Here is a 26,546-nt window from a genome sequence, read left to right on the forward strand (position 1 = left end):
CCTTAGCGAATTTTATACAGGTTGTTGCAGTTGCGAACACCTTTAATATTTTATCTTTGCTCACATGAGCAATAAAAAAGTAAGAACACGTTTTGCGCCTTCGCCAACCGGGGGCCTGCATCTTGGCGGTGTGCGCACCGTGCTGTTTAACTACCTGTTTACGAAGCAAAATAACGGTGAATTTGTCTTAAGAATTGAAGATACAGACCAGACAAGATTTGTAGAAGGCGCGGAGGCTTACATCAATGAAACCCTTGCCTGGTGCGGTCTTGAGCCCGATGAGAGTGTTGAGAAAGGCGGGGCGTACGGGCCTTACAGGCAAAGCGAAAGAAAGGCACAGGGCATTTACAGTCAATATGCAGAGCAATTAATTCAAAAAGGTTTTGCTTACTATGCTTTTGATACGCCGGAAGAGCTGGAGAAAATGCGCACAGAATTTAAAACCGAAAGCAACCCTTCACCGAGGTATGATGCAGCATTGAGGCATAAGATGCGCAACTCACTTTCTTTGTCGGCGGATGAGACGGACAGCCTGCGAAAGGCCGGCACTCCTTACGTGATCAGGATAAAGATGCCGGAAAACGAAACAGTCTCTTTTACAGATATGGTGCGCGGTGAAGTGACTTTTAATACATCGGAAGTAGATGATAAAGTATTGCTGAAAGCCGACGGCATGCCCACTTACCATCTCGCCGTAGTTGTAGATGATTATTTAATGAAGATCTCACACGCATTCCGCGGGGAAGAATGGCTGCCGAGCGCGCCGGTGCATGTAAAGCTTTGGGAATATTTGTTCGGACTGGAACATATGCCCCGGTGGGCACACCTGCCCCTGATAATGAAGCCCGACGGCAAAGGCAAACTCTCTAAGCGCGATGGCGACAGGCTGGGCTTCCCGGTATTTGCCATGAACTGGACAGACCCGCGCACAAAAGAATTTACCAATGGCTTTCGCGAAAGAGGCTTTTTGCCGGAAGCATTTGTAAACATGCTGGCACTGTTGGGTTGGAATGATGGTACAGAGCAGGAATTGTTTTCTTTGGAAGAATTAGTACAAAAATTTTCTACTGACAGGATACACAAAGGCGGTGCTAAATTCAGCTATGAAAAAGCTTTGTGGTTCAACCAGGAGTGGATAAAGCATTCTTCTGCCGATAAGCTGTTGCCCTACGTTAAAAATATTATTTCTGAAAATGATATAGCAGTAAACGACGATGATAAATTACTGCGGGTAATTGAATTGGTGAAGGAACGCTGCACACTGCTCACTGACTTTATGGTACAGGCAGGATTCTTTTTTAAAACGCCCGAAAACGTTGATATGTCAGCAGTTCAGCCTAAGTGGGATGCTGATAAGGATGCTTTTTTCAAAGCCCTGGCAACAACCTATCAGCAGAAGGCATCTGAAGATTTTACCAATGAAAAATTAGAGCATCACTTTAAAGAGCTGGCATCAGCCAAAGGTATAAAAGCCGGGGAGCTTATGCTGCCGCTGCGCATTATGCTCGTCGGCGGTAAGTTTGGCCCGCACGTATTTGAAATTGCAGAAGCGATCGGTGCCGAAGAAACCATTAAAAGGATTAACAATGGTTTGCAGTCATTGTCCGGTAATATAGAATAAAATAAATCAGTATGAAATAAGCCATCACGCCTGAGGCGAGACCAACCGGGAATGAGTATGGAATCTAAAAATGGTTATTCCATTCTACAATAAAACAGCCGCAAAGCGGCGCACTAAAAATATACACATGCAAAAAATTGCAATCATTGGCGGAGGAAATTTAGGAGCATCCATTGCGCTGGGACTTATAAACAGCGGCTTTCTGCAACCGGAAAACCTTGTGCTTACAAGAAGGAATATTGCATTGCTTCAGCCGTTCCAGGAAAAAGGCGTTACGGTTACACATGATAACCAGTACGCTGTACAGGATGCGGAGTGGGTGGTTTTTGCTGTGAAGCCCTTCCAGATCAAAGAAGTGATCGCTCAATTGGGGCCTGCGTTAAAAGCCGGCCAACATAAGATCATCAGCGTGATCACCGGCGTGTGGATTAAGGACCTGCAGGAAATGCTTTCGCCTGACTTTACTATTTTCAGAGCCATGCCTAATACAGCCATTGCCGTAAACGAAAGTATGACGTGTATCTGCAATGTGAATGCTTCGGAAGCGGAGCAAGATTTTGTGGCCAATCTTTTTAACCAGGTTGGCAAAACGGTGGTGATAGAAGAAAAACTGATGGATGCCGCAACTGTACTCGGGGCCTGTGGCACCGCGTATGCGCTTCGTTTTATCCGCGCTAACATCCAGGGCGGTATTGAAATAGGTTTTAGCGCTAAAGTTGCTTCACTGATAGCTGCACAGACCGTGAAGGGCGCGGCAGAATTATTGCTGATCAATAATACCCATCCGGAAGAGGAGATTGATAAGGTTACCACGCCTAAAGGATGTACCATTGTAGGTTTAAATGAGATGGAGCATCGCGGATTTTCTTCTTCACTTATCCGCGGTATTAATTCCAGTTATAAAAAGATCACCAACGACATGTAGGTAATGATTATCGGAATATATACTTTAGCAATAAGGCAATGCATTAAACCCAGCGTTAACTGTGACTCCACCGCGTCTCTAAAATCCTGCCTCGGTACACCGGGAGCCTGCGCAGTCATGAGGTATTAAACTTTAACAGGAAAGACAGAGCAGTATGAAATACGCAATTATTCACCCTGACTTAAGATTACAAGCCTATGTACAATACTTCTGGACATTAGAAGCGGAGCCTGACAATTGCCAAAGGGACATTCGCACGTTTGTTGATGATTCATCAGGCATTTTGATGGAGTTTTCTTCAGGTAAAAATGACGGTACTCTTCAGAGAACAATGGTATATGGCCAGACTACAACACCGACGCTGAATCAAAACCAAAAACCATTTTCAGTAGTGGGCGTACTGTTTCATCCTTGCGCCATCAATGAGTTATTCCACCTGCATGCTTACGAATTAACAAATCGCCGCATTGGTTTGGATGATTTTCTTAAAGTTGGAATTAGCGAAGCTATTGCCTCGAAGAAGACCCGTTCAGATAAACTAAATTTTTTATCACACTATCTTTTTAGCCGCCTTTCCACAAGTGAAAGCGCTGACCATTTAATCAGGCATTGCGTTGCGTACATAAGGCAACAAGGCGGCATGTTGACTGTAAAAGACCTGCAGGTAAAATTCAGGATTTCTGAAAAAGGGTTGGAAAGAAAATTTAAAGAAGTCATAGGTGTTTCACCGCGACACTATTTAAAAGTAAGCAGGTTTAGGCAAGCTGTAAAGTTACTGTCTGGAAAGGCTGCCGGCACAATGACAGATATAACATACGAACTGGGTTATTTTGACCAATCTCATTTCATCAAACAAACAAAAGAACTATCAGGATTGAATCCCGGGGCTTTGAAGAAGGAGTTGACCGCTTCCGTTGCCAATCTTATTGTGTAGCTCCATTTCCCTTATTGTGCGATGTCGGAAACTTACAATTTCCCATGCTTGATTACAGGCACCTTTGTAAAAAAAATGATTCACAGATTGACTGGCTGCTTCCTCCTGGTACTTTTTCTTTGTACCTGTAGCTTCAATGAATCAAATAAGTATCGAAAGTCAGCAGATACATATGTTTTGATTCATGGGGGCTTTCACAGTGCCTGGTGTTGGAACAAGCTAAAGCCATTGTTGGAAAAACGAGGTTTCCATGTAGTTACTCCCAGCTACCGGGTTGGCGGCAAAGAATTTTTTAGCTATGCTGATAGTATCGGCGCATGGCTCACAACCCGGCAGCAGCCCGTAATCCTGCTTGGCCACAGTTCGGGCGGTATGGTTATTTCAGAATTAGCCAAAAGATACCCGGATAAGATAAAAGGACTGGTTTACTTGTCTGCTTTTCTGTTGCCAGAAGGCATGTCGCCTCCGCAAATATTAAAAGGCGATTCACAATCAATCATGCAATCCTCATTGATTATTGATGAGCAAAATCAAGTAATGAGGGTCGATAAAAATAAAGCGAAGAGGTTGTTTTATGAAGATTGTGATGATGCAACAGCACATTGGGCCATTAAACAACTGAGAGCAGAACCATTAGTGCCTCATTCCGTTGGCGATCAAACCCTGCAAGAAGACACTTCGGCCGCAACATTTATGAGGAGGTTTTATATTGAAACACTGGATGATCGTGCACTTGGTATTGCAAGCCAACGGAAAATGCAAGCGCCTATGCCCTGCGAAAAAGTATATACTTTAAAAAGCGGGCACTCACCGTTTTTGTCACAGCCCGATAGCCTGGCAGCAATACTGGCAGAAATTAGCCTTGCACTTAACATCAAACAAAATAAATAACTATTTCATCTTTTCTTTATGAAAAAATATGATTTGCAAACTGTGAGTAAGTGGCATGAAGCATTAAATACAAAGAATAAGGAAATCCTGGGTTCACTAGTGGCAAAAAATGTCGGCATGTCTGGCCCGAAAGGCGATGTGGAAGGCGTAAACGTTATGTTGGATTGGGTAAGCCGTGCCAACATCACACTGGAGCCAATAAGCTATTTCCAGTTCAGAGATACGGTTGTGGTGGAAGAATGTGCTACATGGCATGACATAGAAACGGGAGCGGAAATTAGCTCTGCGTCAGTAGCTACGGTGTTTATTCTTGCTAATGGTTTTATCACCGCCATTCAAAGGCACAACAATCTACGGGAAGCGCTTCAAGCGGCGAGTTTGACTGAAAAGCACCGGGTTGACTACAAATAAGCGCCTGTACAACTAAGCGAGGTTGTTTCTGCCATACCGGATCATAAACAGGTGCCGCACAAGTAAAAAGTATTCTGCTTTACTTATAATCATGCAAAGGCATCACCGACGCAGATAGTGTGGAAATACCCTTACCTTAATTATAAAAAATCCATGGTTTATGCTGAAGTAAAGGATCGCAAATTTGTAAATTTATATAATGGTTTGAACGGATTTGCCGGGATGCTTACAACGAACTCAACAATTCATATTCGCCTCTGCTGTTAATACCGATAAGCGGCAGTTGTTTAGTGCGCTCAAAATAATCATAAATATACCGCAGGGATAAAGTAAAACGTTGACTGTTGTAATCACCTTCAGCATATTTAGTGTAGTAGTCCAGCGCCTTGGTATTATTGAACCTGAAAGGATACACATGCACGGGAATATATTTTTGCCCGCTTAGTTTAGCGCCGCTTGCCAGCAGATATACTTCTTCAACCTGGTTGTTTTGCAAAGGGATGCATCCTACGCTTACGCAGCTTCCGTGGATATAGATCTCCCCTCCCGGGCTTATTTTATCACTGAGTATTCTGTCGCTTTCATTGGGATAATTGAGCTTGAGAGAAAGGTAAAATTCACTGTTTGGCTTAAATTCAGAGATGTAATAAAATCCTTCCGGTACCTGGAAATCTCCCTCCAGTCTTTTTGGCCCCAGATCGCCGGCCATTACACAAACCTTATAGGTTTTAAAAAGCGTGAAAGGCTCTCTTTCACTATTCCTTACCCAAACTTCCAGCTCATGGTCATATTTGAAGGAGCGAATAAAAACCTGCTTTACAGGGTAGCTGAATCCTGCTTTCTGGAAGTCGTTACGCAATATTGTTTCCTTCTGCCGCATGCTTTGCGTTTTCGCAGGCGAGAGATTCATCATATCTGCGATGTTGTACTGTGCATATATGCCACCAGAAGAAATAACCAACAGCAATAACACAACTATTTTTTTCATAGAAATCAAAAATATATCTTTATTTAGATAAAAATATTTAGCAATAGTTAAATTTGCGCTTTCTCTTCAATAGATATCTATGCAAAAAATCGGGATACTTGGTGGCGGGCAGCTCGGCAGAATGTTGTTGCAGGCAGCGGCAAATTATGTAGTGGAAACATATGTAATGGAAAATGATGAAGCTTGTCCGGCTGCACATTTGTGTCATCATTTTATCAAAGGCGATATAAAAAATTATGATGATGTAGTTGATTTCGGAAAAGATCTTGATGCCATCACAATAGAGATTGAAACAGTAAATGTAGAGGCGTTGGAAACGCTTGAAAAAGCCGGCGTGCGTGTATATCCCAGGCCATCAGCCATCAGGATCATCAAAAATAAGATCATCCAGAAAAATTTCTATAAAGACAACGAAATACCTACCTCCGATTATGTGATCACCGAAAGCAAAAAAGATGTTGAAAAGAATACCAGCCTTTTTCCGGCGGTGCATAAGCTGGGGCAGGGGGGTTACGATGGCAGAGGCGTAGAGGTTATATATGATGAAAGGGGCATGGACAGAGCGTTTGACGCGCCATCTGTATTGGAAAAGCTGGTAGATATTGAAAAGGAGGTGTCTGTAATTGTTGCCAAGAGCGACACGGGTGAGCTGGTGTTCTTCCCGCCGGTAGAAATGATGTTCGACAAAAAACTCAACCTCCTCGATTTTCAATTGGCTCCTGCCAGAGTGCAGAAAGAAGTGCTTTGGAGAGCCGAGGCCATGGCGCAGAAAGTGGTACAGAAACTGGATAGCCCGGGCATCTTTGCGGTAGAACTTTTTGTAGACCGCAATCAGGATGTATATGTAAATGAAACTGCACCGCGGGTACACAACAGCGGCCACCAGACAATTGAAGCCAACTACTCAAGCCAGTACGATATGTTGTGGCGCATTATGCTGCAGTATCCTTTAGGCAATACAGACCCTATTTTGCCATCGGCCATTGTAAATATCCTGGGCGCAGAAGGCTTTGACGGCGAAGCTGTGTATGAAGGCTTGGAAGAAGTGCTGAAAATGGATAAAGTTTTTGTGCACCTTTACGGAAAAACACACACCAAACCGGGGCGTAAAATGGGGCACGCAACTATCCTGGGCGAAAATATTGCAGAGCTTACCTACCTGGCCAATAAGATCAAAAGCACTTTGCGTGTGGTGGCTAAGCCATAGCGTTCATCAGCTCTTCAACTGTTGTTACCGGCGCGCTGCAGGCATAGTTTTTACAAAGGTATATTCTTGTTTCTTCAGCAATTTCTTTGCCTGCCAGTAAAGGGAATTGCTCATTCTCTATATTAGATGCAAAAAGAATTTTGTGCGGAATATACCTGTGCAAAATATTTTTAGCTGCTTCACCGGCCTCTTTTCCGGTCACGGCAATTTCATTGATACCGTACACATATTTCTGCGCCACCAGGCACCACACACCAAAAGACACAGGGTGCTGTATAGCTGCATGGCCTATGGATTGCAACATCTGCAATGCGCGCTCATTCCACTCCGGCATATCAAAAGCTATAGACAAATGTTGCAGGTTGCCGGCCATTACTGCATTTCCCGAAGGCGTAGCGCCATCATGTATTTCTTTTTTTCTTAGGATAACATCTGTATTGCCTGCTTCTGTAAAATAAAAAAGTATATTTTCTTCATCGGTAAAATGATGTATTACAAACGCAGTAAGTTCTTTTGCTTTTAGCAGGTAGTGAGTATCGGCAGTGCATTCATGCAGGTCAATATATGCCTTCACCAGGTAAGCCAGGTCGTCCAGGAAGGCGTTGATCTTTGCTTCGCCGTTTTTAAAAGTGTGCTTCCATTTGCCATCGGTTTGAGTGAATAAATACTTTTCAAGCAACTGCATGGTAGTTGTTGCAAGTGTCCTGTAATGTTCTGTACCCAGCGCTGCATAAGCCTTACAGAGCGCAGATATCATCAGCGCATTTAAGCCTGAGATGATCTTGTCGTCTGTGGACGGGCGCACTCTTTCCGTTCTTTTATTGAATAATTTTTCTTTACATCGTGCAAGAACTGTTTCTATTGTTTCTTTGTCTGTTTGTTCTTCATCCGCTATTTGCTCCAAAGGTTTCGGAAGCCAGAGTATATTGGTGTGCTCCCAATTGCCCTCAGCAGAGATATTGTATGCTTTGCAAAACAGGCGGCTGTCTTCTTTGAGTATTTCATCAATTTCAGTTTTGGTCCAGGTGTAGAATTTGCCTTCTACGCCTTCGCTGTCCGCGTCCAGCGCGCAGAAGAAGCCTCCGTTTTCATGCATTAATTCCCTTTCAACAAAAGCAATAGTTTCTTCAATGGTTTTTTTATAATGCTCTTTTCTTGTCAACTGGTAAGCTTCCGAAAGTGTTTCTACCAGCAAAGCGTTGTCGTACAGCATTTTTTCAAAATGAGGTGCAAGCCAGTATTCATCAGTGCTGTAGCGCGAGAAACCTCCGCCTGCATGGTCATAGATGCCGCCGCTGATCATTTTATCCAGGCTTAGCAAAGCCTGTTGCAAAGCAGCTTCGTTTTTCTGAAAATAGCTGGCCCTTAATAAGTTTAGGATGGCAAAGGTTTGCGGAAATTTAGGCGCCCGTGAAAAGCCGCCCCATTTTTTATCTGCTGATTGTAAAATGTTTTCAGTGATAAGCCTCGTCATTTCTTCGTTCAACGGCAGGGCATTGGTTTTGTTGGCGTTGAGGGTATTTGCATTTTTTATATAGTCTGTAAGCTTATTGGCCTGCTGTATTACTTCTTCTTTTTTTTCTGTGTAATACTGGTGAATACTTACCAGCACATCTTTCCACGAAGGCCGGTTGTAGTATGGTTTAGGCGGGAAATACGTACCTCCGTAGAAAGGTTTCTTATCCGGCGTAAGGAAAACATTTAAAGGCCAGCCTCCACTTCCGCTCATCGCCTGCAATGCATCCATGTAAATGTGGTCCAGGTCAGGGCGTTCTTCCCGGTCTATCTTTATATTTACAAAAAAGGCGTTCATCAGCTTTGCCGTCTCTTCATCTTCAAAGCTTTCGTGCTCCATCACATGGCACCAGTGGCAGGCTGCATAACCTATAGACACCAGTATTGGTTTATCTTCCAGCTTTGCTTTCTGTAGTGCTTCTTCGCCCCACGGGTACCAGTCCACAGGGTTATGTGCGTGTTGTAAAAGATAAGGGCTTGTTTCGTTAATAAGATGGTTAGGCATTTTACAATTGTTTCGGTTGATATTACACTCAATATACGCTAACTTTGAACAACCGTATTCAATAATAACAATAATAAAACCTTAAATATGAAATTTACATTCAGTTTTATTGTGGCAGCTTTTCTTTTTACTTCCTGCGCTAACCAGAACAACGAGGTAAAGAATACTCCGGAGATTGAGGTAGAAGAAGATCATACCATGGGTGGTAAAGACAATAGCCATTTATACACAAATGTGCAGTTTGCGATGGATAAAGATCCTGTGTGTATGATGCCTTTAAGTGCAGGAATTACTGATACAGCGGTGATCAACGGGAAAAATTACGGCTTTTGTTCTCCGCAGTGTAAAGAAACCTATGTAAAGGAAAACAGAAAGTAATTTATTTTACCGGCTTTTTCACTCTTCTTGAGAAGTACAGGCCTGCAACGATCATGGCAGAACCCAGTATTTGCAGCCAGCCTATTGCCTCTCCGTCTACATACCCCCAGAAAAGTGCCACCACCGGCAACAGCAAGGCTACATTTGAGGCAAACAACGGCGATGTGTCTTTAATGAGTTTGTAATTGTAAATATTGGCAAGTACAGTACCGAAAAAGGAAAGAATAAAGATATATCCCAAACCTTCCCAACGCGCAGGATAGCTATTGAAATTATGAAAAAAACCTGTGATCAATAAAGTGATGGCTCCCGGCACGATCAGCGCCACACCAATGTAAGATGCCCAGGCAATAGCAGGTACGCGCATACGCCTTTTTGTAATGAATGTATTAATGGCATAAAACACGGTGGCCAGAAGCAGCAGGATAAAATAAAGCCAATTGCTGTCTTGTGAAGTTGCACTTTTTTCACCTCCCACAAATAAAAGCAATACGCCGATGAATGCCATGATCACGCCGATAATTTCTCCGCGGCTGGAATGCATTTTCAGGAAGATTGCGCCAAGCGTAATGATGAATATGGATTGTGTAGAGTTCAATACGCCCGCAACAGCGCTGCTCACATGCTCCTGCGCATACGGGAAAATAAACATTGGCAGCAGGTTGCCGGTAAGCGCTGCCAGCAAAATCCATTTAAGGTGTCTCCTGGGAAATATTTTTCTGAAACGATAGGCAGTTGGCGCCAGCATCAGCCCTGCCAATGTCATACGGATGGCGCCTACCTGGAATGGGGTAAAGGAAGCAACACCCTTTTTTATAAGAATAAAAGAAGAGCCCCAGACTATAGATAGCAGGAAAAGTGTGATCCAGTCTCTTACTCTTAATTTCATCCGTAAATCTTTTAATGTTTGAATGGCCGGATATGCATTCTTCCCGGTAGCTATCGGGAAGAATGCTTTGTTACATATGTATATGTTTTTGTTTTTGCGAGCACATGGAATTTACCATAAAACTTCCAGCATGTTTGGTAAAAATCTACTCAAAATTCTTATGGACATTTCATGCGCATTTAACCTTATTTCTTTACCAGGTTTTAGGATGTACTGGAGCCGTTTGATCGCCAAATATACATGCATGCTCTCCTGGTAAAAAATGGTAGGCAAAGGTAAGCGATTAGTGAATTATTTAAATAGAGCCGTAAATTTTTTGAAAATAATTAATAGTACAACCAAAAACAACCCGGCAGTTGTAAATTTTCTATTTAAGCTTCATGTAAACAGAATAAAAAACGCCTATACGCATAAAAACGTATAGGCGTTGGTAAGTTCTTTTAAAATTATAATTCCGGATACAAAGGAAACTGTTCCATAAATGCGTTTACCTCTTTTTTTACAGCTTCTATGGTGGCAGTATCTTCACTGTTCATCAATACCCTGTCTACCACATCTGCAATAAACTGCATGTCTGTTTCCTTCATGCCGCGTGTGGTGATGGCAGCAGTGCCAAAACGTATACCGGAGGTAACAAATGCTGACTTATCGTCGAAGGGCACCATATTTTTATTGGCAGTAATCTCGGCTTTCACCAGAGCCTGTTCTGCTTTTTTGCCGGAAATATTCTTGTTGCGCAGGTCTATCAGCATCAGGTGGTTTTCTGTACCCCCGCTGATGATGTTGTATTCCCTGGCCACAAATGCAGCAGCCAAAGCCTGTGCATTCTTTTGTACCTGGTGCGCATATTGTGTATAATCGTCTGATAAAATTTCACCGAAAGCTACTGCTTTTGCAGCTATTACGTGCATTAAAGGCCCGCCCTGTATGCCCGGGAATACTGCCATATCCAGCAGATGGCTCATCATTTTGGTATTGCCTTTATTGTCTTTATGCCCCCAGGGATTTTCAAAATCCTTGCGCATCATTATGATGCCTCCGCGTGGGCCGCGCAATGTTTTGTGGGTAGTGGAAGTAACAATGTGGCAATGATCAAACGGGTCACTGAGCAATCCTTTTGCTATGAGGCCTGCAGGGTGTGCAATATCGGCCATCAACAGGCAGCCAACTTCATCAGCCACTTTTCTTACCCTGGCATAGTCCCAGTCGCGGCTGTAAGCGCTGGCGCCTACAATGATAAGTTTGGGTTTTATTTCGCGCGCTTTCTGCTCAAGCATTTCATAATCCACCAGTCCGTTTTCTTTTTGCACACCGTAGAAATGCGCTTCATACAATTTACCGCTATAGTTCACATTGGAGCCGTGTGTAAGGTGTCCGCCCATGCTTAGGTCAAGCCCTAAAATCTTATCGCCGGGATTTAAAATTGCCAGGTGCACTGCTGCATTTGCCTGTGCGCCGCTATGCGGTTGTACGTTGGCATACTCCACGTTGAATATTTGTTTCAAACGGTCAATGGCAAGGTTTTCCATTTCATCTACTACTTCACAGCCTGCGTAATACCTTTTTCCGGGATAGCCTTCGGCATACTTGTTTGTAGGAACACTGCCCATGGCCTGCATCACCTGGAGGCTGGTGAAATTTTCTGAAGCTATTAACTCAATGCCGCTTCTCTGGCGTTGTAATTCTTTGGCTAATAAGTCAAAAATTGGGGTATCTCTTTGCATAGAGGATGTATTTTTAAGAATAACAAAAATAGCCAAATAATTCTATAAAACGCCGCGCCACCTGCATGGCGAATAAAAACTTTGTACATTTGCCTCTTACATACAACGCACAACGTATACATAACCTATGGTGTGTAGAAAAAAATAAATTCTAACGGATGAAAGCAATAATACCGGTTGCAGGCACCGGCGCAAAGTTACGGCCTCATACATACACCCAACCCAAAGCATTGCTGCCGGTAGCAGGAAAAACTGTTCTTGATTTTACAGTAGAGCAATTAAAAAATGCCGGCATCAGAGAGTTTATCTTTATTATTGGTTACCTGGGTGGAAAAGTACAGGAGCACGTAAACGAAAAATATCCGGATCTTATCTGCCATTTTGTACAGCAGGACAAAAGAGAGGGTACGGGCCATGCCATTATCCTTGCTAAAGAAATTGTAGCCAACGATGAACTGATCATTGTCATGGGCGATACCATCACTGATTTTGATGTGGCTGAAGTAATTAATGCAGATAAAACCATGATCGCGGTAAAAAGGGTCGACGATCCGCGCGGCTTTGGTGTGGTACAGCTAAAAGCTGATGGCTATATATCCCACCTGGAAGAGAAGCCCGCCATACCTATGAGCAACACTGCACTGGTGGGTGTGTACAGGATCAAAGAAACCAATATATTGTTTGAATGCCTGGATACACTTTTCTCCGACAACATAAAAACGCACGGACAATACCACCTTACAGATGCACTGCAATGCATGATCTCTAAAGGTGTGCGCATGAAATCTTTCGGGGTGCGGCGCTGGTACGATTGTGGCCGCAAAGATACACTGCTGGAAACAAATGCTTTCCTGCTGAAGCACCAGAGCATGGGGATACATGAGAGCGTGACCACCGAAAGGTCCATCATCATTGCACCGGTAAGCATAGGCGCTAATTGCGTGATAGAAGGTTCTATCATAGGCCCGCATATTTCGGTAGGGGAAAATACCATTATCAGCAATTCCATTGCACGGGACTCCATCATTGGTTCCTACGCCAAACTCGAAGATATGGTGATCTATAATTCCCTCATTGGGAGTGATGTAAGCCTGCATGGCTCAGGTAAGAGCCTGAATGTAGGCGACAATACAGAAATTGATTTTAATAAATAAAAATATTTTAATGATACAGGATTTGCAGCAACGTTGGTGGAACCTGGAAGCTAAGCTGGCAGAGAAGTTCGGCAAAAAGCCTGACATGGAAACCATACTTTTTCTCATAGGCATACAGGAGACGGGTTTTATGCCGCATAAAATTACCAAGGAACAAAAGCAGGATCTGATGCACGTAGCTGTTTGCACGCTGCTGCTATCCAGCGGTTACTATAAGTTTGAAGGAAAGGATAAGGACGGCTGGCCGCATTTTTCACAGATCAAAGAAATTAAGATCCAGTCTTTATTTGAGCAGGAAGATTTCCTGAAAGACCATATATTGCTGTATTTTGAGCAGCATGGGTTATAGCTCTATCCTTATAAGTTCTTCGCCGCGATGAATATTCACATCAATAACTGGTTTCGTCAAGCTTTACTTTGCCTCTGAAAGTTTTGTAAACAAATACAGTGTAAGAGATCACCAGCGGTGCGCCGATGGCTACCATTGTAAGCATTATACCCAGAGATTTATTGGAGGATGCTGCATTATAAACTGTAATGCTGTTGGCCGGGTCTATGGTTGAATGAAGCAATACCGGGTAAAGTTCTATTGCTACCAATAGTAAAAGCAAGCTGATGGTAAGTGAAGAAAACAGGAAAGCCTGTTTGAATTTCTTCTTACTTGCCAGCCGCGGTACATTAAGGATGCTCAGGATGGTAGCAAGCGGCAGGGCCAGTAAATATGGGTTTTCTTTGAAAGAATCTGCAATGTTTGGGGAAATGATAAACGTGTAGAACGACATTACACAAAAACTGGCAATGAAAAAAATATTCCCGAATTTACCCAGCCTGATCAGCTTTTCATAAAGCTGGCCTTCCGTTTTCATCAGCAGGTAAATGGCGCCGTGGGTCATAAAAAGCGCTAAGGTAGTGATGCCTACCACAATGGTGTAAGGATGCAGAAACTCAAAGAAAGGGCCGCCTATATATTCATGATTTTTGTCAAGCGGCATACCTCTCAACACATTTCCCAGGACCACACCCAGTAAAAAGGCCAGCATGATGCTGGAAATGCAGTAAGCCACATCCCAGGTATTGCGCCACCATCTCATTTCTTCTTTCCCCCGAAATTCAATGGATACAGCCCTAAAGATAATGAACATTAAAAACAGCATGAAAGGAATGTACATGGCAGAAAACAGGCTGGCATACAATACCGGGAAGCCTGCAAATAAAGCGCCGCCGCCGATCACAAGCCATACTTCATTACCGTCCCACACGGGCCCTACAGCGTTTAAGGCTGTCCTTCTATCCTTGTCTTTTTTAAAGGAAAGATGCCATGCGCCGGCGCCAAAGTCAAAGCCATCAAGAATGGCATAGCCTGAGAAAAGTCCGCCTACGACCAGAAACCAGAGAGTGGGATAATCTATTCCTAAAAAAGTTGACATAATAATGTTTATTTATTTCTGATAATTACATCGGCTATTTCATGCTGGTGCGGCCTTAAGTCTTCCAGGTGCTCATCATCGGGGCCGTGCTTGATTTTTTTGGTGAGCAGGTAAAGGAATAAAAACAGCAGCAAGGTATAAATGACCATGAATAAAATGAGTGAAAACAATACCTGGTTTGCTTCTACAGACTTGGATAAGGCATCGCTGGTACGCAATAAACCGTAAACAACCCATGGCTGCCTGCCCATTTCTGCCGCATACCAGCCAACCTGATTGGCTATCTGTGGCAGTATCACTGCAAGTGCAAATACCCATAGCAGCCATCGTTTATCAAACAATTTTTTCTTCCACCACAGGTAGCAGGCAAACAAGGTTAACGCTATCAGGAATATACCAATAGCAACCATGATGTGGTAAAATTGAAAAATAGCATTTACTGCCGATGGCCTGTCTTTCTTATCAAAAGCATTGAGTCCTGTCACAGGCTTATTAAAATCTTGGTGTAGCAGGAAAGAAAGGCCGCCCGGGATTTTTAGCCCGTAAACTTTTTGTTGGTCCTTATTTACCCAGCCAAGCAGGTACATGTCTGCGGGAGCCGATTTTTCAAAATGCCCTTCGAGCGCTGCAAGCTTTGCCGGCTGGTGCTCTGCCACCACTTCTGCCGAGCTATGCCCGGAGATCAACTGGCTCAGTGCAAACACAGTAGCTACAACCAAGGTGATCCTGAACGCTTTCTTAGATATTTCCACATGCCTGTTCTTTAAAATATAATAAGCATGTACGCTTAAAATTAAAAAAGCACCCGCCAGGAATGCGCCCTGCCATACGTGAATAATGCGGTCAACGCTTGACGGGTTAAATACCATTTCCCAGAAGTTTGTAACCTCTGCCCGCGCCTGCATACCTTCACCTACAATTTTATAGCCTGTAGGGGTCTGTTGCCAGCTGTTGGCAACCACGATCCACACTGCTGAAAACATAGAGCCGAAAAACACACCGATGGTAGAAAGCAGGTGTACCCAGGGTTTCACGCGGTTCCAGCCAAAAAGCAACACGCCCAGAAAGCCGCTCTCCAATGCAAAAGCAAAGATGCCTTCTGCAGCCAGAGCGCTACCAAAAATATCGCCTACATAGCGCGAATACGTAGCCCAGTTTGTGCCAAACTCAAACTCCATTACAATACCCGTAGCCACCCCAATGCCAAACGTAAGTGCAAATATCTTTGTCCAGAATTTGGTTAATACTTCGTACTGTTTATTTTTTGTTTTGATGTAAAGGCTTTCGAAGACCACCATCAGCAGGCCGAGGCCAATGCTCAATGGCGGATAAATATAATGAAACGCAATAGTAAAAGCGAACTGTATTCGGGCAAGAATTTCTACATCCATCTTTATGAGATTATGGCACAAAGATATTACAAAATCGCCCTGGTATAGTTAATTTATCATCAACAATGGAAAATGACGCTATTATTACGAAATACCGAACAACATTGTGTTATCCCGAATAGGTATGCACACTCATAGAGGCTGTAGGAAGGTAGTTGACCCCAAACCAGCAAACCATCAATAAGATAAACGCTATAATGATAATGGAAAAGTTAGTGGTTGCCTCCTTGTCTTTGTATTTGTAGCGGTAGTGAATATAAACCAGGTAGCCAAGCCAGCTAATAAATGCCCAGGTTTCTTTGGGGTCCCAGGTCCAGTAATGGCCCCATGCTTCCTTTGCCCAGAGCGCACCAAACAGTAAGCCGAACGTTAGGAAAGCATAGCCTACATTTACGAGCCTGTCTACGATCAGCACAGTTTCTTCCGGTGCATAAGGCTTGTATTTTATGCCGGCGATAGCTGACCGGTTGGGCCGCTTATGCTGGTATAACCCGTAAAGTGCTACAACCGTGGCCATGCCCAGCATTGCGTAAGCAAATATATACACGATCACGTGGGGGATAAACCACACGCTTTGCAAAGCAGGCATCAGCGTTTTGTTCATGGTATCCGGCTTAAAATACGTTACCAGTAAAAATACCGTGGCCATCAGCGCTGCATAGTTCAGCATCCATTTTTGCCTGTACATCCTGTACACCACCAGGCCGATTGCACCCATAAAAAAGGTATACCAGATGCGCGTTTCAGCAAGCGTACGCAGCGGAGGTCTTTCCAGCGATATCCACAGCGCTGTAATGAATGCGCCAATGATCAATGTGGCTAAGGCATGCATCAGTATAGCTATGGTGTTCAGGCTGCCTTTTCTGGCATAAATAAGAATGGCCGAAACAGCCCAGAGAGCGATTGATGTAAAAGCGATGTATGAAAAGTATTGCCACATAATTATTTCCTGTTTTTAATAAGAAAAGCCACTGAACCTGCCATCAGAATAAAGATGCCTGTGTACACCAGCGGCAGCCAGGGATCCAGTACCAGTTCTACAATGCTCACATCTGACCAGCGGCCAAGGCGCTCGTCATAGCTGGTCTGGTAAATTTTCCAGCCGTCAATTTTTACGGGGTGGTTTACCTGTATATTCTCTTCCCGTATTTCGTCTTTATTCTTTTGATAGATCACTACATCAGATTCAAATCTTCTGGCTTCGGCCGGAGCCATCACCAGTGTATGGCTGCTGTCCAGTATTTTAGCTACCGGCGGAAACTGGAAGTTGCCTGCTGCTATCCATTGTGTATGCTTTTCTTTTGTCAGAATATTTTCTATGGTAATGTTGGCAGCGTTTGTAGCGCCCCACATCGGATTGGCAGCATATTCATCATCACCTACGGGCACTGCATTCGGCAGGTATTTGTTAAGCGTGATCTTCCAGTCTAAAATGGTGTGGCTGCTGTTGTCATTCTCCAGTAAAAAACTTTGCGGTTTACTGGCAGGTAAAGGATTGCCTTCGCGGTCTATAATATAAACCTTATTGGGGTAAATATCAATATTAAAGTTTTTCAGTTCAAGCGCTATCGGCAGTTCTGCCACGTTGCCGTATTCATCTGTAGCCCGCCATTCAGGTGTATCTTTCTTCAGCGTCATGGTGAGGCGTGTAAGATCGCCCTGGCCCAATACGCCTGCAAACAAAGTTAACCACAAGCCAAAATGGTTCAGTAAAAAAGTGATATTCTTTGTCTGGAACACCAATGCTCTTTTCAGTGTTGCCAGCCACAGGTTGGTAAGCACCATTAAAAAAATGAGCGCAAAATACCAGGTTGTAGTAATATTGTCCAGTCCCATTCTGAGTAAAACAGGGTGGGTATTTTTATTGGCAGGGTCCAGGTGTATGCTGCCCAGGCCGATGGTGAGCACCCCCAGCACTATGGTCGTGACCAGTGCAAAAGGCACGCTGCTCAGCAGGTTGATAGATTCACGCTGCTTGTATAAAAAAAAGAGGGTGGTGAGTATGCCGATAAAAGCCAGCCCTACAAACAGGTTATTGGGAAAAGAGAACCATTCTTTTGAAATGGTTCCCATAAAGTATTGCAATAAAAAACCGATGATCAGTAAGCCGGCTGTAATGTATATTGAATTTCTGTACTGGTATTTTTTGTGAAATTGTTTATTAAAATTCATATTGGTCAGTCAGTTGCGGTTTAGTTTTTAGCTGAAACCAGCAATCCTTTTTGTCTGGCTTTCTGCAGCCACTGTGGTACAACATTTTTTATGAATTGCTCTTTCGCAGCATGCTCTTTCGCCATGTCGAGCCCAATAGCAGTTTGTGCTTTAGCTTTGGTGCTGATATCCGGCATGGCAAATGTAGCGGTTATTTTCATTTTATCGGTTAAACTGTTCATGTTTGTTTCTGCCAGCATAGCATAATACAGGCCGTCTGCCAATACCCTCTGAGATTCTATGGGGGCATGGAAAGATGCTCCGTGAGATGCAGTAATGTAATCCCAGCGCCATTGAGATTTCCTGATCAGTTGTAATATAGGCTTCATGCTGGCTTCCTGTGCGCCATTGTCCCAAAGGAATTTTGCCTGGAAGTGCACTTTTGCGAGTTGTTTTTCGAGTTTATTTCTCAGGTCAAAAACATAATCCTGCCTTTCGTACACATTCTGTGTAAGCACGCCTTCAGATTCCCTGTGGCAAACCTGGCAGGTATTGTTCATGTTGGCAAGCGGGCTGGAGATATGGTGGTCAGTGTATTTGATGCCGCCCTGAGATTTATAAGGCATGTGGCAGTCCGCGCAGGATACACCTCTCTGAGCGTGTATGCCCAGCTGGAACAGTTCAAAATCAGGATGCTGTGCTTTCAGGATGGGCACCCTGCTGAGTTTGTGTATAAAATCTACGTGGTTGATGGTGTCGTAATAAGCTTCTACATCTTCCACTTTTTTACCTTTGTCCCAGGGGAAAGTCAGGTACTTGCTGTCGCCTTTGAAATAATATTCTACGTGGCATTGCGCGCAAACCAGCGAACGCATTTCCTGGTGTGTAGCCTTGGTAATGTCTTTGCCTTCGCGTTGGAAAGCCTCTACCAGTGCCGGCCTTGTGATGGTGAGGTTCATGGTTTTATGGTCGTGGCAATCCGCACAACCAATGGGGTTTACCACTTCACTTCCATAATCTGACCAGGAAGCCTTGTAGAAATTTTCCACGCCTACCTGGTTCATCATGCGGGGTACGTCTGGGCTTTTGCAGGTCCAGCAGGTAGAAGGTTGAGGGCCTTTGCTTGTATCGCTGGGAGCGCCGGTTCTCAGGGAATGCACAATGTCATCTACGGCGTGCATGTGGCCGCGAGGAGCCGTGTAGTCTTTAGAGAACGCATAGCCTGCCCAAAGGATCACCATTTCAGGCCGTTGGGCCAGCAGGTCGTCGTTGTTGCTGCTCATGTGCTTGGAGCGGAAAGTGGTGTCGGCTGTCTGCTTCCACGATTGGTATTCGCGCGGATAGTATTCTTCCCAGGCTTCATTCACCGATTCAAAAGGCTTTAAATTATTTTCTGCTCTTGATAGGTGTTGCGATTCTGCACGACGCTGCATGATAGAGTTGGCCAGCATACCAAGGCCAAATACTACAAGCGCTAAAATTGCTACAACTAACCAATTCTTTCTTTTCATTATTCAGTAGGTTTATTGTTATTTATTTGTTGTGTTGTTTGTGTTTGTCATTTTTTGCAGCCATTCGGGTACCGGCTGCTCTTCCAGCGGCACGCGCGCATTGGGTGCAGAGTTCAGGCCCCTTACATTTCCGTGCGGCACATCTGTATGGCACTCCCAGCAAAGTTTGCCGTTGTCTTCATGCGCCATTTTTGCCGTAACTTCTGCTGTGCCTACCACGCTGTTTAGTTGGCTGTGGCAGCGTATACAGTTTTCCTGCACTACAGTTTCACCCGGTTTCCTTATCCTGATCACCTGCGGTTCAAGCCTTAAGGCAAACATGCTTGCATGCCTGATGCCGTCGCTGGCTTTGAAATAATATTTCCTGAAAAAATTGTCGTGCGGCACATGGCAGTCATTACAAACCGTATTTCTGCCGTGGGAAGAGTGAAACCAGGTAGAATATTCCGGCGCCATGATATGGCAGTTTATACAGGCACGCGGATTGTCTGACAGGTAGGAGTGGGCTTTGGAGATGTAAAATATGTATCCCATTAGGCCGATCATTACGCCTACCAGCGCCGGTATCAGGAATTTAGGCACCCGTCTTTTTGTATGTGTATTGCTCGTTTTTTCTGACATTATTATAAAGGATAAAATTATCTTTTAATACGGCAAAATTATACACCAAAAGCCGGCCTGCAAAATTATTTGTCAGTTATTTGTCATGATATATATCATGTTTTATGCTTGAATTAGGGTAAGTGATTTTTTGTTTTAAAAATGAATAACCTATAGCTTTGCAAATCGAGACAAAAAAGGATTTATTTATAAAAAAACAAACTACAATGACAAGTGGTACCGCAAGATTGATCATGCTGGCTTGTGCGCTTTTTTGCAGCACAGCTATTTTTGCCCAGGAATTAAAAACTGAAAAAGCGGAGAATGCGTTCTCTGTTTCCGCGCAGATAAGGCCGCGGGCGGAATACCGCAACGGCGCATACAGGCCGCTACAGCAAGGAGAGGCGTCTGCCATATTGATCAATAACCGCACAAGGTTAACGATGGATTATGCAAACTCAGACAAGCTTACATTACGCATATCTGCACAAAACATCAATGTATGGGGGCAGGATGCACAGGTACAGGCCATAACGCCTGCATCCGGGAATTTTTCTGTATTTGAAGCTTACGGCGATATAAAGCTTGGTGAAAATTTCCGCTCCAAAATAGGCAGACAGACAATTGCGCTGGACGATGAGAGGATATTCGGGGGTTTAGACTGGCATCCCGCAGGAAGAAGTCATGACGCACTGAACTTCAGCTGGAAAGATGGCAGTGTGGCTGAGCTGCAGGCCTATTTTGCTTACAATCAGAACTATAAAGCTTTCGGCAAGAATGTAAACAACCCGGCAGGCCAGTATTTTACCCCAATAGATGCACAGCCCTATCAACATATGGAGATGCTGCACGGTAAATTTTTCGTAGGTGAAAAATCGTATGTTTCCGTATTGCTGAATAACCTTGGGTTTAAAAACGATGTGGCAGAGCTTCCTAATATTATACCCGGAAAACAATACAATATGCAGACAATTGGCGCTAACTGGTTTGGCAATTACGGCCAGTGGAAAAACCATCTGTCAGCTTATTATCAAACCGGTAAAAATGCCGCTGGCAGGAAAAAGAGTGCTTATATGTTGTCAGGCTCCATAGGCTACCAGTTATCACAACCTGTAGGTATTACAGCAGGGGCTGACTATCTCAGCGGGGATGATCCTGCTAATGTTTCTGCTGACAAAACCAATTACTTTGATCCTTTATATGGCACACATCATAAATTTTATGGTGCAATGGATTACTTCTATGTAGCAGGGCCCAACACGCCAGGTCTGCTGGACATGTATCTGAATTTTGCTGTAAAAGCTGCTGCAAAAACCAATATCTCTTTAGCAGCGCATATGTTCAGAACTGCTGCAGATGTAAACAATAGCAATCAAAAAATGTCCAGGGATCTTGGTACAGAGCTGGATCTTACCTTCATGCACCAGGTACACCCCATGGTAGGGCTGTCAGGCGGTTACAGCACGTACTTCCATACGTCTACGCTGCGGTTTATTAAAAATACACCCGATGCAAGAAAGTACCAGGACTGGGCATGGCTGAGCATTAACATCAACCCGAAAATATTTTTTGCAAGGTTCTAACAAATATTGATAATTTCGCGTTATGTTTTCAAACGCTGCTGAATATGCGATTAAGGCCTGTATCTGGATTGCGCTTAACTCTTCAGAAGATCGCTATGTAACCATTAATGAAATAATTGAGCATACGCATCTGCCCCGTGCCTTTACTGCCAAAACGCTACAGACGCTGGCAAAGAATAAAATTGTAAACTCCATCAAAGGCCCTAACGGGGGCTTTTGTATCATGCACAACAAGCCGGAAGATATTTCTCTGCTGGCTATTGTGCAGGCCATTGACGGCAATGGCCTCATTCATAATTGCGTGCTTGGCCTGGATGTTTGTTCAGATATAAAGCCATGCCCTGCGCACCCTAAGTTTAAGCCCATACGCAATGAGATCACAAATTTCTTAATGAATACTTCCCTGAAAGACCTCACCAGAGGCATTCATGAAAAAGAAGTTTTTTTGAAATTATAATTTTTGCAGATCACACTTTTACTGCATAATGAAACCGGGCTGCTCTTGGAGCGGCCCGGTTTTAATTTATATCCCGGAGATATGAGAAGAAAATTTATTATTTTAGTGGTATCAGCAAGAAGGCTACATCAATACATTTTATCTTAGTTTATAACAGATTTATTATGCAAAACGAACAAAAAATAGTTATATACACAACGCAGGACGGTAAAGTTTCTATTGCTTTATATGCCCGCGATGGCTCGGTTTGGATGAATCAGAATCAGTTGGCTGAACTTTTTGACACCTCTAAGCAAAATATAGGCCAACATGTTGCTAATATATTAGAAGAGAGTGAATTAGATCAAAATTCAGTTGTAAAGAATTGCTTTACAACTGCATCGGATGGCAAAAGTTATGATGTAACTTTTTACAGTCTGGATATGATCCTGGCAATTGGTTTCCGCGTTAGAAGCAAGAGGGGAACACAGTTCCGGCAATGGGCAAATCGCAATCTTAAAGAGTACATGATTAAGGGGTTTGTGATGGATGATGAGAGATTGAAAAATCCTGACGGCAGGCCTGACTATTTTGATGAATTACTTGCACGTATCCGTGACATCCGTGCTTCCGAAAAACGATTTTATCAAAAAGTGCGCGATCTGTTTGCCTTGAGTAATGATTATGATAAGACCGACAAGGCAACTCAAATGTTTTTTGCCGAGACACAGAATAAATTGCTTTACGCCATTACCGGTCAAACAGCAGCGGAAATTATCATTAGCCGTGCCGATGCGGGCAAGCCAATATGGCCCTGACCAGCTGGAAAGGCTCTGTTGTGAGAAAGCAGGATATTTTTATTGCTAAAAATTATCTTACTAAAGATGAAATAGATAGCCTCAACCGTTTGTTGTGGTGTTCCTGGAAACTGCAGAATTGCGGGCAAGAACAGGCAGGATATCACGATGGGCTTTTGGCGCGAGAATGTAGATAGGATTATTGAATTTAACGACCGCAGGCTGCTGAGTGCCCACGGAAGTATCAGCAACGCTCAAATGGAAGAAATGGTAAAAAAAATTTATGAGAAATATGACAATAATAGAAAAAACCAAGAAGCGCAAGAAGCAGATTACGAAGATCTACTGGAATTGGAAAACCTGGAAGAAGCCTTAAAACACCGCAAGGACTAAGCAGTATTCACATTGAAATCACCAGAGGCATTCATGAAAAAGAAGTTTTTTTGAAATTATAATTTTTGCAGATCACACTTTTACTGCATAATGAAACCGGGCTGCTCTTGGAGCGGCCCGGTTTTAATTTTGTAAGGCAAGAATAACAATATAAAGTATATGGCAAATCAACTATCTGCATTGATATAGAGCACTAAATCTATCATTCTACAACAGGTGATCAATGGCAATAAGACGTTAAAACAATTTTTTGAAAAATTTAATACACCCTAACTGATTGATAATTAATATGATTTTAAGCAAACGGGCTAAACAATCAATTTTAGGAATATATGGTTAAATAATTGTTTGATCAATTCCCGAACACAATTTCTAATTATTAAAAACTTTAAAAATGAACATTACAAAGAACACCTCTCATCAGGAAGGTGAAATGACAAAAGCAATTGAGAACCAAACAGCCAAACTTCCATCTACAGTTTACCTTGGATTGGCATTGGCAAGTATGGCCATTTCTCTTGGTTTAAAAGTTGCAAAACAAAATAACAGGGCACTTTTTGTGGGCCAGTGGGCGGCGCCATTTCTGATAATGGGTATATATAACAAAATTGTAAAAGTTGAAGGCAACGACTAATTCAGGTAACCATAAACAGACACTTATGAAAGAGGTAAGCTTGCAAGACGTTGCAAAACAAATGAGAAACCTTGATTTCTGCATGATGATAACACGTGATGGAAGAAACACATTACACAGTCGTCCAATGAGCAATAATGGAGAGGTTGAATATGATGGAGATTCCTGGTTTTTTTCTTATGACAATAGCAACAAAGCAAAGCATATAGAGCAAAATCCAAAAACTATGCTTGTCTTTCAAACGGATGACATGCTATTTTTGGAAGTATATGGCACGGCGAGCATTATACACACAAAAAAGCTGATAGAAGAAAAATGGTTGCCCGACCTTGAACGCTGGTTTCCTGAAGGAACAGAAACACCGGGAATATGCCTGATAAAAGTTACTGCTGAAAGAATTCAGTTTTGGGGTAAAGCCGGCGACGGGATTTATAGAAGATAGAGAATCGCTAATGAAAGCGTTGAGAATCGCTTAAACAAAAACTTTCTTCATCACCCTTACCAAAAAAAAGAGGCTGTCTCGGACTTTGAGACAGCCTCTTTTTTTAAAAGACCAATTATTTATTTGTCTCTACCGGCGTAGCAGGTGTAATGCCTTTGGTCCATTCCATGCTGATGGCAGACTTTTCCAGTTTAATGTAAGTGCCCGGGTTGGTCTCTAACATAATGGTAGTGCCGTCTTCATTGATCTTGCTCACAGTGCCGTGGATGCCTGCGATGGTCACAATTTTATCGCCTTTCTGCACATTGTTTATAAAATTCTTCTGTTCTTTAGCTTTCTTTGCCTGCGGGCGGATCATGAACAGCCAGAAGATCACCATTATAGCTATCATGAAATACAGAGACATGCTGCTGCCGCCTTGTGCGCCCTGGCCTGCCATTAATAATACTGGATACATAGTTTGTGTGTTTTTAAATTAAATAAAATGATTGATTAGTATTTGGGTTCTGTTACTGTTCCCTGCAATAACAGATGAAATTCATTCCTTGTAGCATCGTTCGCGCGTACGGTGATCAGTTTTTGTACCGTGCCTTTATCGCTCCTGTTGGTGTCGAACTCGGCAACAATCTCTCCTTCGCCGCCGGGAGCAATTGGTTGTTTGGGATAGTCAGCAACCGTGCAACCGCAGCTTGGCGCAACGTCAGTAATGATCAGTGGTTTGTTGCCGGTATTTTTAAATTTATAAACCAGTTTTACCACCTCGCCCTGTGGTTTTACGCCAAAGTCAATGAGCGTGTCTTTAAAAGACAGGGTAGTTTTTTCAATCACCGCAGGTTCGGGTTGCATCGGAGGCGCATCCTGTGTAGTTTGCAGGGAGTCAGCCTCCCCGGCTTTGTCGTTGTTGCTGTTGCATGAAGCAAAAAAAACACATCCGCTGAAAGCAAGTATAGATAAGTATCTGAGCGATTTCATCAATAAACGATTGAAGGGTTATTTATTTTTTTTAAAATCAATTTTATTCATTTTGTTTTGCGCTTCCAGGTCTTTCTTAATGCTGTCGAGTGTACCGTTGATAAATTGCCCGCTGTTCTCGGTACTGTATTCTTTAGCAATATCTATATACTCGTTGATGGTCACTTTCGGCGGAATTGTTTCAAAGTACAACAATTCACTAATGCCCATCTTAAGCAATATCATATCTATCAGCGCTATCCTGTCTTCGTCCCAGTTGTTCAGTTTAGGTTTTATCAGTTCGGTGAGATGCGTATCTTTTTCCAGAACGGTTCGCAGCAGGTCTTTGGCATAGTCCAGTTTGTCTTTGCCGATAAATTCAACCAGGTTGTATTTCAGGCTTCTTGGTTTATCAAGCAGGTGCATTACGGTGGCGACGGCTGTTTCGCCGTCATCGTCCCAGTTTTCGAATTTTTCTTCAAGCAGTGAAATAAAGGTTTCATTGCCTAATAAAAGATCGCTGAAAATAAACTGGAGTATTTTTGTTTCTGCTTTCCTGTTGCGGCTTTCTTCCAGTATGTATCTTTGGTACTCGTCTGTTTCCGTTAGCTGGATATAGATTTTCTTGATAAGATCTTTGTCTTCTTCATAGGAAAGCTTATCCTGAGAAACGGCCATTTTAAAAGCTTCGCTTTCGAATAATGCCCATACTATTTCGTTGCCCGCGATTTTGATATTTACATTTTTATCAGCTTCCCTTACAATATACCTGGATGCTCTTTGCTTTGCGTCTATCTCGGCATACTGCGCTATTTCCGTAATGAAGTGTAAAATATAAAACAATAATTTCCTGGAGAGCTCCAACCTGCCTGTCAGTTCTTTCTCTGCATTCCTGCCTGATTTATTTTCTCCTGATTGCATTGTCTCAAGAGAGTATAGCAGTTGCATCACCTTGATCCTGATATTTCTTCTGTTTACCATGTACACTAAGAACTTTTTTCGATGCGCAAAGATAAGAGAAAAAGCTGTATGCATAAATATAAATGATGCTGTATTAGCGCAGCTTGCCAAAATATTTTATTTTTGTC

Annotated in this window: 27 protein-coding genes and 1 pseudogene; 15 read left to right on the forward strand and 13 right to left on the reverse strand. The window is 43.1% G+C overall.

Going from position 1 to position 26,546, the window contains the following annotated elements; translation table 11 throughout:
- Positions 1-64: 64 nt before the first annotated feature.
- The 5 genes from gltX (at position 65) to OD355_RS01885 (ending at position 4,782) form a co-directional block, all read left to right on the forward strand.
- Entirely contained in the window at positions 65-1,621 is a 1,557-nt protein-coding gene (gltX, locus tag OD355_RS01865) for a glutamate--tRNA ligase (protein ID WP_263036746.1), read from the forward strand.
- A 127-nt stretch (positions 1,622-1,748) separates the two neighbouring features.
- Complete coding sequence (gene proC, locus OD355_RS01870) at positions 1,749-2,546, forward strand: pyrroline-5-carboxylate reductase (protein WP_263036747.1); 798 nt, start codon at positions 1,749-1,751, stop codon at positions 2,544-2,546.
- A gap of 154 nt (positions 2,547-2,700) precedes the next feature.
- Positions 2,701-3,480 (forward strand): AraC family transcriptional regulator, encoded by a 780-nt coding sequence (locus tag OD355_RS01875; RefSeq protein WP_263036748.1) that lies wholly within the window; start codon positions 2,701-2,703, stop codon positions 3,478-3,480.
- A gap of 75 nt (positions 3,481-3,555) precedes the next feature.
- The gene (locus tag OD355_RS01880) at positions 3,556-4,371 is read left to right on the forward strand and encodes an alpha/beta fold hydrolase (RefSeq protein ID WP_263036749.1); all 816 of its coding nucleotides are present in this window, start codon (positions 3,556-3,558) and stop codon (positions 4,369-4,371) included.
- Positions 4,372-4,488: 117 nt separating this feature from the next.
- Complete coding sequence (locus OD355_RS01885; RefSeq protein ID WP_263036750.1) at positions 4,489-4,782, forward strand: hypothetical protein; 294 nt, start codon at positions 4,489-4,491, stop codon at positions 4,780-4,782.
- Positions 4,783-5,008: 226 nt separating this feature from the next.
- Here the strand turns inward: OD355_RS01885 and OD355_RS01890 are convergent, their stop codons facing one another.
- The gene (locus OD355_RS01890) at positions 5,009-5,770 is read right to left on the reverse strand and encodes a L,D-transpeptidase family protein (protein ID WP_263036751.1); all 762 of its coding nucleotides are present in this window, start codon (positions 5,768-5,770) and stop codon (positions 5,009-5,011) included.
- Positions 5,771-5,849: 79 nt separating this feature from the next.
- Here OD355_RS01890 and OD355_RS01895 point away from each other — a divergent pair, with 79 nt between their 5' ends.
- On the forward strand, positions 5,850-6,977 hold the full coding sequence (locus OD355_RS01895; protein ID WP_263036752.1) for a 5-(carboxyamino)imidazole ribonucleotide synthase: 1,128 nt from the start codon (positions 5,850-5,852) through the stop codon (positions 6,975-6,977).
- Here the strand turns inward: OD355_RS01895 and OD355_RS01900 are convergent.
- Complete coding sequence (locus tag OD355_RS01900; RefSeq protein ID WP_263036753.1) at positions 6,967-8,997, reverse strand: thioredoxin domain-containing protein; 2,031 nt, start codon at positions 8,995-8,997, stop codon at positions 6,967-6,969. The genes OD355_RS01895 and OD355_RS01900 overlap by 11 nt on opposite strands.
- A gap of 87 nt (positions 8,998-9,084) precedes the next feature.
- Here OD355_RS01900 and OD355_RS01905 point away from each other — a divergent pair, with 87 nt between their 5' ends.
- On the forward strand, positions 9,085-9,375 hold the full coding sequence (locus OD355_RS01905; RefSeq protein ID WP_263036754.1) for a hypothetical protein: 291 nt from the start codon (positions 9,085-9,087) through the stop codon (positions 9,373-9,375).
- Position 9,376: 1 nt separating this feature from the next.
- On the opposite strand, the gene OD355_RS01910 is transcribed toward OD355_RS01905, so the two are convergent.
- A complete protein-coding gene (locus OD355_RS01910) occupies positions 9,377-10,264 on the reverse strand; it encodes a DMT family transporter (protein ID WP_263036755.1) in 888 nt (295 codons plus the stop codon).
- A 446-nt stretch (positions 10,265-10,710) separates the two neighbouring features.
- The gene (locus OD355_RS01915; RefSeq protein WP_263036756.1) at positions 10,711-11,988 is read right to left on the reverse strand and encodes a serine hydroxymethyltransferase; all 1,278 of its coding nucleotides are present in this window, start codon (positions 11,986-11,988) and stop codon (positions 10,711-10,713) included.
- Positions 11,989-12,146: 158 nt separating this feature from the next.
- On the opposite strand from OD355_RS01915, the gene OD355_RS01920 reads away from it, so the two are divergent.
- Positions 12,147-13,142 carry a sugar phosphate nucleotidyltransferase gene (locus OD355_RS01920; RefSeq protein WP_263036757.1) on the forward strand — a complete coding sequence of 332 codons (996 nt, stop codon included), beginning with the start codon at positions 12,147-12,149 and terminating at the stop codon, positions 13,140-13,142.
- Positions 13,143-13,152: 10 nt separating this feature from the next.
- Positions 13,153-13,491, forward strand: coding sequence for a hypothetical protein (locus tag OD355_RS01925; protein ID WP_263036758.1), 339 nt, complete (start codon positions 13,153-13,155; stop codon positions 13,489-13,491).
- Positions 13,492-13,531: 40 nt separating this feature from the next.
- Here the strand turns inward: OD355_RS01925 and cydB are convergent, their stop codons facing one another.
- The 6 genes from cydB to nrfH all read right to left on the reverse strand — a co-directional run bounded on the left by cydB (position 13,532) and on the right by nrfH (position 20,243).
- Complete coding sequence (cydB, locus tag OD355_RS01930) at positions 13,532-14,569, reverse strand: cytochrome d ubiquinol oxidase subunit II (protein ID WP_263036759.1); 1,038 nt, start codon at positions 14,567-14,569, stop codon at positions 13,532-13,534.
- A gap of 8 nt (positions 14,570-14,577) precedes the next feature.
- Positions 14,578-15,960, reverse strand: coding sequence for a cytochrome ubiquinol oxidase subunit I (locus OD355_RS01935; RefSeq protein WP_263036760.1), 1,383 nt, complete (start codon positions 15,958-15,960; stop codon positions 14,578-14,580).
- A gap of 109 nt (positions 15,961-16,069) precedes the next feature.
- On the reverse strand, positions 16,070-16,900 hold the full coding sequence (gene ccsA / locus OD355_RS01940) for a cytochrome c biogenesis protein CcsA (RefSeq protein WP_263036761.1): 831 nt from the start codon (positions 16,898-16,900) through the stop codon (positions 16,070-16,072).
- 2 nt (positions 16,901-16,902) lie between these two features.
- A complete protein-coding gene (locus tag OD355_RS01945; RefSeq protein WP_263036762.1) occupies positions 16,903-18,132 on the reverse strand; it encodes a cytochrome c biogenesis protein ResB in 1,230 nt (409 codons plus the stop codon).
- Positions 18,133-18,152: 20 nt separating this feature from the next.
- Positions 18,153-19,622: an ammonia-forming cytochrome c nitrite reductase gene (gene nrfA, locus OD355_RS01950; RefSeq protein ID WP_263036763.1), complete on the reverse strand. Its 1,470-nt coding sequence runs from the start codon at positions 19,620-19,622 to the stop codon at positions 18,153-18,155.
- Positions 19,623-19,640: 18 nt separating this feature from the next.
- Complete coding sequence (gene nrfH, locus OD355_RS01955) at positions 19,641-20,243, reverse strand: cytochrome c nitrite reductase small subunit (RefSeq protein ID WP_263036764.1); 603 nt, start codon at positions 20,241-20,243, stop codon at positions 19,641-19,643.
- Between the two features lie 206 nt (positions 20,244-20,449).
- Here nrfH and OD355_RS01960 point away from each other — a divergent pair, with 206 nt between their 5' ends.
- From OD355_RS01960 to OD355_RS01985, 6 genes and pseudogenes are all read left to right on the forward strand, one after another.
- Positions 20,450-21,805, forward strand: coding sequence for an alginate export family protein (locus OD355_RS01960; RefSeq protein WP_263036765.1), 1,356 nt, complete (start codon positions 20,450-20,452; stop codon positions 21,803-21,805).
- A gap of 22 nt (positions 21,806-21,827) precedes the next feature.
- Positions 21,828-22,262, forward strand: a complete 435-nt coding sequence (locus tag OD355_RS01965; RefSeq protein WP_263036766.1) for an RrF2 family transcriptional regulator — start codon at positions 21,828-21,830, stop codon at positions 22,260-22,262.
- A gap of 251 nt (positions 22,263-22,513) precedes the next feature.
- A pseudogene (gene rhuM / locus OD355_RS01970) lies at positions 22,514-23,235 on the forward strand (RhuM family protein).
- The gene (gene rhuM, locus OD355_RS01975; RefSeq protein WP_263036949.1) at positions 23,177-23,431 is read left to right on the forward strand and encodes a RhuM family protein; all 255 of its coding nucleotides are present in this window, start codon (positions 23,177-23,179) and stop codon (positions 23,429-23,431) included. Before rhuM (OD355_RS01970) ends, rhuM (OD355_RS01975) begins: the two are co-directional and overlap by 59 nt.
- A gap of 394 nt (positions 23,432-23,825) precedes the next feature.
- A complete protein-coding gene (locus OD355_RS01980) occupies positions 23,826-24,065 on the forward strand; it encodes a hypothetical protein (protein WP_263036768.1) in 240 nt (79 codons plus the stop codon).
- A 25-nt stretch (positions 24,066-24,090) separates the two neighbouring features.
- Positions 24,091-24,507 (forward strand): pyridoxamine 5'-phosphate oxidase family protein, encoded by a 417-nt coding sequence (locus OD355_RS01985; RefSeq protein WP_263036769.1) that lies wholly within the window; start codon positions 24,091-24,093, stop codon positions 24,505-24,507.
- Positions 24,508-24,622: 115 nt separating this feature from the next.
- Here the strand turns inward: OD355_RS01985 and yajC are convergent, their stop codons facing one another.
- From yajC to nusB, 3 genes are read right to left on the reverse strand one after another with little or no spacing between them, the layout of a single operon-like run.
- On the reverse strand, positions 24,623-24,964 hold the full coding sequence (yajC, locus tag OD355_RS01990) for a preprotein translocase subunit YajC (RefSeq protein ID WP_263036770.1): 342 nt from the start codon (positions 24,962-24,964) through the stop codon (positions 24,623-24,625).
- A gap of 35 nt (positions 24,965-24,999) precedes the next feature.
- Positions 25,000-25,479 carry a DUF1573 domain-containing protein gene (locus tag OD355_RS01995; protein ID WP_263036771.1) on the reverse strand — a complete coding sequence of 160 codons (480 nt, stop codon included), beginning with the start codon at positions 25,477-25,479 and terminating at the stop codon, positions 25,000-25,002.
- Positions 25,480-25,497: 18 nt separating this feature from the next.
- The gene (nusB, locus tag OD355_RS02000; RefSeq protein WP_263036772.1) at positions 25,498-26,439 is read right to left on the reverse strand and encodes a transcription antitermination factor NusB; all 942 of its coding nucleotides are present in this window, start codon (positions 26,437-26,439) and stop codon (positions 25,498-25,500) included.
- Positions 26,440-26,546 lie beyond the last annotated feature (107 nt).

The sequence above is a fragment of the Haoranjiania flava genome, assembly GCF_025631005.1.
GTDB classification, from domain to species: domain Bacteria; phylum Bacteroidota; class Bacteroidia; order Chitinophagales; family Chitinophagaceae; genus Haoranjiania; species Haoranjiania flava.

Coding starts and splice junctions, on each gene's coding strand:
- ccsA (WP_263036761.1), bottom strand. CDS start 16,900: ATGTGGCAATACTTTTCATACATCGCTTTTACATCAATCGCTCTCTGG.
- nrfH (WP_263036764.1), bottom strand. CDS start 20,243: ATGTCAGAAAAAACGAGCAATACACATACAAAAAGACGGGTGCCTAAA.
- OD355_RS01900 (WP_263036753.1), bottom strand. CDS start 8,997: ATGCCTAACCATCTTATTAACGAAACAAGCCCTTATCTTTTACAACAC.
- OD355_RS01995 (WP_263036771.1), bottom strand. CDS start 25,479: ATGAAATCGCTCAGATACTTATCTATACTTGCTTTCAGCGGATGTGTT.
- nusB (WP_263036772.1), bottom strand. CDS start 26,439: ATGGTAAACAGAAGAAATATCAGGATCAAGGTGATGCAACTGCTATAC.
- OD355_RS01935 (WP_263036760.1), bottom strand. CDS start 15,960: ATGGATGTAGAAATTCTTGCCCGAATACAGTTCGCTTTTACTATTGCG.
- OD355_RS01885 (WP_263036750.1), top strand. CDS start 4,489: ATGTCTGGCCCGAAAGGCGATGTGGAAGGCGTAAACGTTATGTTGGAT.
- OD355_RS01910 (WP_263036755.1), bottom strand. CDS start 10,264: ATGAAATTAAGAGTAAGAGACTGGATCACACTTTTCCTGCTATCTATA.
- OD355_RS01980 (WP_263036768.1), top strand. CDS start 23,826: ATGAACATTACAAAGAACACCTCTCATCAGGAAGGTGAAATGACAAAA.
- OD355_RS01895 (WP_263036752.1), top strand. CDS start 5,850: ATGCAAAAAATCGGGATACTTGGTGGCGGGCAGCTCGGCAGAATGTTG.
- OD355_RS01925 (WP_263036758.1), top strand. CDS start 13,153: ATGATACAGGATTTGCAGCAACGTTGGTGGAACCTGGAAGCTAAGCTG.
- cydB (WP_263036759.1), bottom strand. CDS start 14,569: ATGTCAACTTTTTTAGGAATAGATTATCCCACTCTCTGGTTTCTGGTC.
- gltX (WP_263036746.1), top strand. CDS start 65: ATGAGCAATAAAAAAGTAAGAACACGTTTTGCGCCTTCGCCAACCGGG.
- OD355_RS01945 (WP_263036762.1), bottom strand. CDS start 18,132: ATGAATTTTAATAAACAATTTCACAAAAAATACCAGTACAGAAATTCA.
- OD355_RS01985 (WP_263036769.1), top strand. CDS start 24,091: ATGAAAGAGGTAAGCTTGCAAGACGTTGCAAAACAAATGAGAAACCTT.
- yajC (WP_263036770.1), bottom strand. CDS start 24,964: ATGTATCCAGTATTATTAATGGCAGGCCAGGGCGCACAAGGCGGCAGC.
- OD355_RS01905 (WP_263036754.1), top strand. CDS start 9,085: ATGAAATTTACATTCAGTTTTATTGTGGCAGCTTTTCTTTTTACTTCC.
- OD355_RS01915 (WP_263036756.1), bottom strand. CDS start 11,988: ATGCAAAGAGATACCCCAATTTTTGACTTATTAGCCAAAGAATTACAA.
- proC (WP_263036747.1), top strand. CDS start 1,749: ATGCAAAAAATTGCAATCATTGGCGGAGGAAATTTAGGAGCATCCATT.
- OD355_RS01965 (WP_263036766.1), top strand. CDS start 21,828: ATGTTTTCAAACGCTGCTGAATATGCGATTAAGGCCTGTATCTGGATT.
- OD355_RS01960 (WP_263036765.1), top strand. CDS start 20,450: ATGACAAGTGGTACCGCAAGATTGATCATGCTGGCTTGTGCGCTTTTT.
- OD355_RS01875 (WP_263036748.1), top strand. CDS start 2,701: ATGAAATACGCAATTATTCACCCTGACTTAAGATTACAAGCCTATGTA.
- nrfA (WP_263036763.1), bottom strand. CDS start 19,622: ATGAAAAGAAAGAATTGGTTAGTTGTAGCAATTTTAGCGCTTGTAGTA.
- OD355_RS01890 (WP_263036751.1), bottom strand. CDS start 5,770: ATGAAAAAAATAGTTGTGTTATTGCTGTTGGTTATTTCTTCTGGTGGC.
- OD355_RS01880 (WP_263036749.1), top strand. CDS start 3,556: ATGATTCACAGATTGACTGGCTGCTTCCTCCTGGTACTTTTTCTTTGT.
- OD355_RS01920 (WP_263036757.1), top strand. CDS start 12,147: ATGAAAGCAATAATACCGGTTGCAGGCACCGGCGCAAAGTTACGGCCT.